The sequence below is a fragment of the Psychrobacter sp. DAB_AL32B genome, assembly GCF_002224105.1.
GTDB lineage: Bacteria > Pseudomonadota > Gammaproteobacteria > Pseudomonadales > Moraxellaceae > Psychrobacter.
Genome location: NZ_NEXU01000132.1, coordinates 1 through 3,068, shown reverse-complemented (window position 1 = coordinate 3,068; position 3,068 = coordinate 1). Strand labels below are relative to the sequence as shown.

Below are 3,068 nucleotides of genomic sequence, written 5' to 3'. Positions count from 1 at the left end.
AACCCCAGACGCAGTAAAAAAGTTACGCAAACTTGGGTTTGAGGTTGTCATCCAGTCAGGTGCGGGTCAAGCAGCATATTATGCCGATGAGCTGTATCAAGCGGCTGGAGCTGACATTGCCAATAGCAGCATTGACGTCGTCAGCCAGTCTCAAATCATTACCACCGTCAATGATCTACCACCAGCGGTAACCGACCACTTAACCTCTGGTCAAATCGTCGTTGGCATGCTCGACCCATATCGCAATACCCAACTTGATACCTATGCTGCCAAAGGGGCTACCGCCTTTGCCATGGAGTTATTGCCACGTACCTTATCGCGGGCGCAGAATATGGATGTCTTGTCATCGCAAGCCAACCTTGCCGGTTACAAAGCGGTATTGCTAGCGGCCAATGAATACTCACGTCCTTTCCCCATGTTTATGACCTCAGCCGGTACGGTTAAGCCTGCCAAAGTAGTTATCTTAGGTGTCGGCGTTGCAGGTCTACAAGCGATTGCCACGGCTAAGCGCTTAGGCGCTGTCGTTGAAGCAAGCGATCTACGTCCAACCGCTCGTGAACAAGTAGAGTCATTGGGTGGTAAATGGCTTGATGTACCAATGAGTGCCGAGGAAGCTGAGACCGCTAAGTCTACAGGTGGTTATGCGTGGACGCCATCAGAGCAATATGTCAAAGACCAAGCCGCTGTCGTCGACAAAGCCTTAAGCAATGCAGATATCGTCATCACCACGGCACAAATCCCCGGCCGTCAAGCACCGCGCTTAGTACACCAAGCAACCCTTGCCAAAATGAAGGCAGGTTCCGTATTGATTGATATGGCTGCTGGAACAGGCGGCAACGTCGAAGGCAGTGTGCCTGATGAAACCATTATGACGGCCAATGGCGTACGTATTGTCGGTGCCGCCAATATTCCATCCATGCTTGCCGCGCAGTCTTCAGACTTGTATGCCAACAACCTGGTCAATTTTATCACCACCTTAATTGCGCCTGCTGCGACAGACGCCGCTGCAGCAAACACACTGGCACTCAACTTAGACATGGAAGATGAGATTCAAGGCGCATTAGCCGTGACACATGACAACCAAGTACGTCTCGCTAAGCGCTAAATCTCAATTCCCAAATCTCAATATCTTATGATTATACATTTGCCAGTAACGAAACAATTTTTAGGAGGATAAGATGATTGCCACTATTTTAGCGGCAGCGCCAGCGGGTGCGGCCATGAGTAGCACGCCATTTGTAGCGATTTTTACCGTGTTTGTGCTTGCTATTTTTGTTGGATACTACGTCGTTTGGGGCGTGACTCCAGCACTACATACACCATTGATGGCCGTAACCAATGCTTTATCCAGTATTGTCATTGTCGGGGCGATGCTCCAAACCGTCACCATTGATGGTTCGATATTTACGCCGACCAGTTTACTTGGAGCGTTTGCGGTATTTTTAGCCAGTATTAATATTTTTGGTGGTTTTGCGGTGACCGAGCGTATGCTTGCCATGTTTAAACCAAAAGCGAAAAAAGCGGTCGTAGCACCCGCTACTGGAGGTGACGCATGAATGAGTTTGCCAATATGATTGCGGCTAATGCGGACTGGTTTTACTTAATTGGTGCCATTCTTTTTGTTTTGACCTTACGGGGTTTATCTAGCCCCAAAACGGCGATTCGTGGTAATCGCTTGGGTATGGTTGCCATGGCCATTGCCGTTGTAACCACCTTCTTCTTAGCAGAAGGTCCTGTGCTGTGGTTGATTATCGGTGCGATGGTGTTGGGTGCTGTCGTCGGCATGTGGAAAGCGAAGACAGTCGCCATGACCCAGATGCCAGAAACAGTTGCTTTGATGCATTCCTTTGTTGGTTTGGCCGCAGTCGCGATTGCCTTAGCAACAGTACTGCATACTGAACAACAGCATGGCACGGTTGCTCGCATTGAATTGTTTATCGGTTGCTTTATCGGTGCGATTACCTTTTCAGCGTCGGTCTTTGCTTTTGGTAAATTGGCGGCTAAGAGCTGGGCGAAGACCTTGGTTGGTGGCTGGGTAAAGCCTGTACAAGCAATACTTTTCATTGCGATGATTGGCTTTGGCGGCATATATTTCGTCACGAATTCATTACCTGCCTTCTATGCCATGGCAGTGATTGCGGTGATCTTTGGTTGGATGTGGATTGCGCCAATCGGTGGCGGTGATATGCCAGTGGTTGTGTCTCTACTAAACTCGTTCTCAGGTTGGGCGGCAGCGGGTATTGGTTTTACCCTCGGCAACTCGATGTTGATTATTGCCGGTTCGCTCGTCGGCTCATCTGGCGCGATCTTGTCTTATATCATGTGTAAAGCCATGAACCGCTCATTACTCAACGTCTTGTTCGGTGGTATGGGTACGTCAGCGGTCGCCGCTGGTGGCGATGATGGCGCGCCAAAGAACTATAAAGCAGGTTCAGCAGAAGATGCGGGTTTCTTAATGGCTAATGCCAGTAGTGTGGTGATTGTCCCAGGTTACGGAATGGCACAAGGTCGCGCGCAGAATGCGGTCAAAGAGTTATATGAGCTGTTAAAAGAAGAAGGCGTCAATGTGCGCTTTGCCATTCATCCGGTCGCTGGTCGTATGCCAGGACATATGAACGTGTTATTGGCGGAAGCCGATGTGCCTTACGATGATATTCTTGAGATGGATGAGATTAACTCAGACTTTGCCAGTACCGATGTGGTGTTAGTCATTGGGGCAAATGATGTGGTCAATCCTTCTGCGAAAGACGATCCGTCGTCGCCAATCTTTGGGATGCCGATTCTAGAAGTGACTAAAGCGCAAACGGTGATGGTGATTAAGCGTTCGATGAATACTGGTTATGCAGGTCTTGATAACAGTTTATTCTATATGGACAAAACCATGATGATCTTTGGCGATGCGAAGAAGATGGTCGAAGAGATGGTGCGTAGTATCAATGGTGCTCATTAATCTCTGAAATTGGTTTTCAATATAATTTTTAAATAGAAGCGTCCAAATAAAAAAGTCACTGCGGTGGCTTTTTTGCGTTACAGTAGCCAGCTTTTATATTCAATACCCCTATACAAAA

Annotated in this window: 3 protein-coding genes; all 3 read left to right on the top strand. The window is 48.3% G+C overall.

What is annotated here, in order from left to right:
- The coding region (locus CAN34_RS13615) for an NAD(P) transhydrogenase subunit alpha (RefSeq protein ID WP_089556097.1) at positions 1–1,105 on the top strand (1,105 nt) is incomplete at its 5' end.
- A 115-nt stretch (positions 1,106–1,220) separates the two neighbouring features.
- On the top strand, positions 1,221–1,556 hold the full coding sequence (locus tag CAN34_RS13610; RefSeq protein ID WP_217320635.1) for a proton-translocating transhydrogenase family protein: 336 nt from the start codon (positions 1,221–1,223) through the stop codon (positions 1,554–1,556).
- Positions 1,557–1,570: 14 nt separating this feature from the next.
- The gene (locus tag CAN34_RS13605) at positions 1,571–2,950 is read left to right on the top strand and encodes an NAD(P)(+) transhydrogenase (Re/Si-specific) subunit beta (RefSeq protein WP_174668374.1); all 1,380 of its coding nucleotides are present in this window, start codon (positions 1,571–1,573) and stop codon (positions 2,948–2,950) included.
- The last annotated feature ends 118 nt before the right edge of the window (positions 2,951–3,068 follow it).

Excerpts from the sequence above, each read along its gene's own strand:
- CAN34_RS13610 (WP_217320635.1), top strand. The coding sequence starts at position 1,221 with ATGAGTAGCACGCCATTTGTAGCGATTTTTACCGTGTTTGTGCTTGCT.
- CAN34_RS13605 (WP_174668374.1), top strand. The coding sequence starts at position 1,571 with ATGATTGCGGCTAATGCGGACTGGTTTTACTTAATTGGTGCCATTCTT.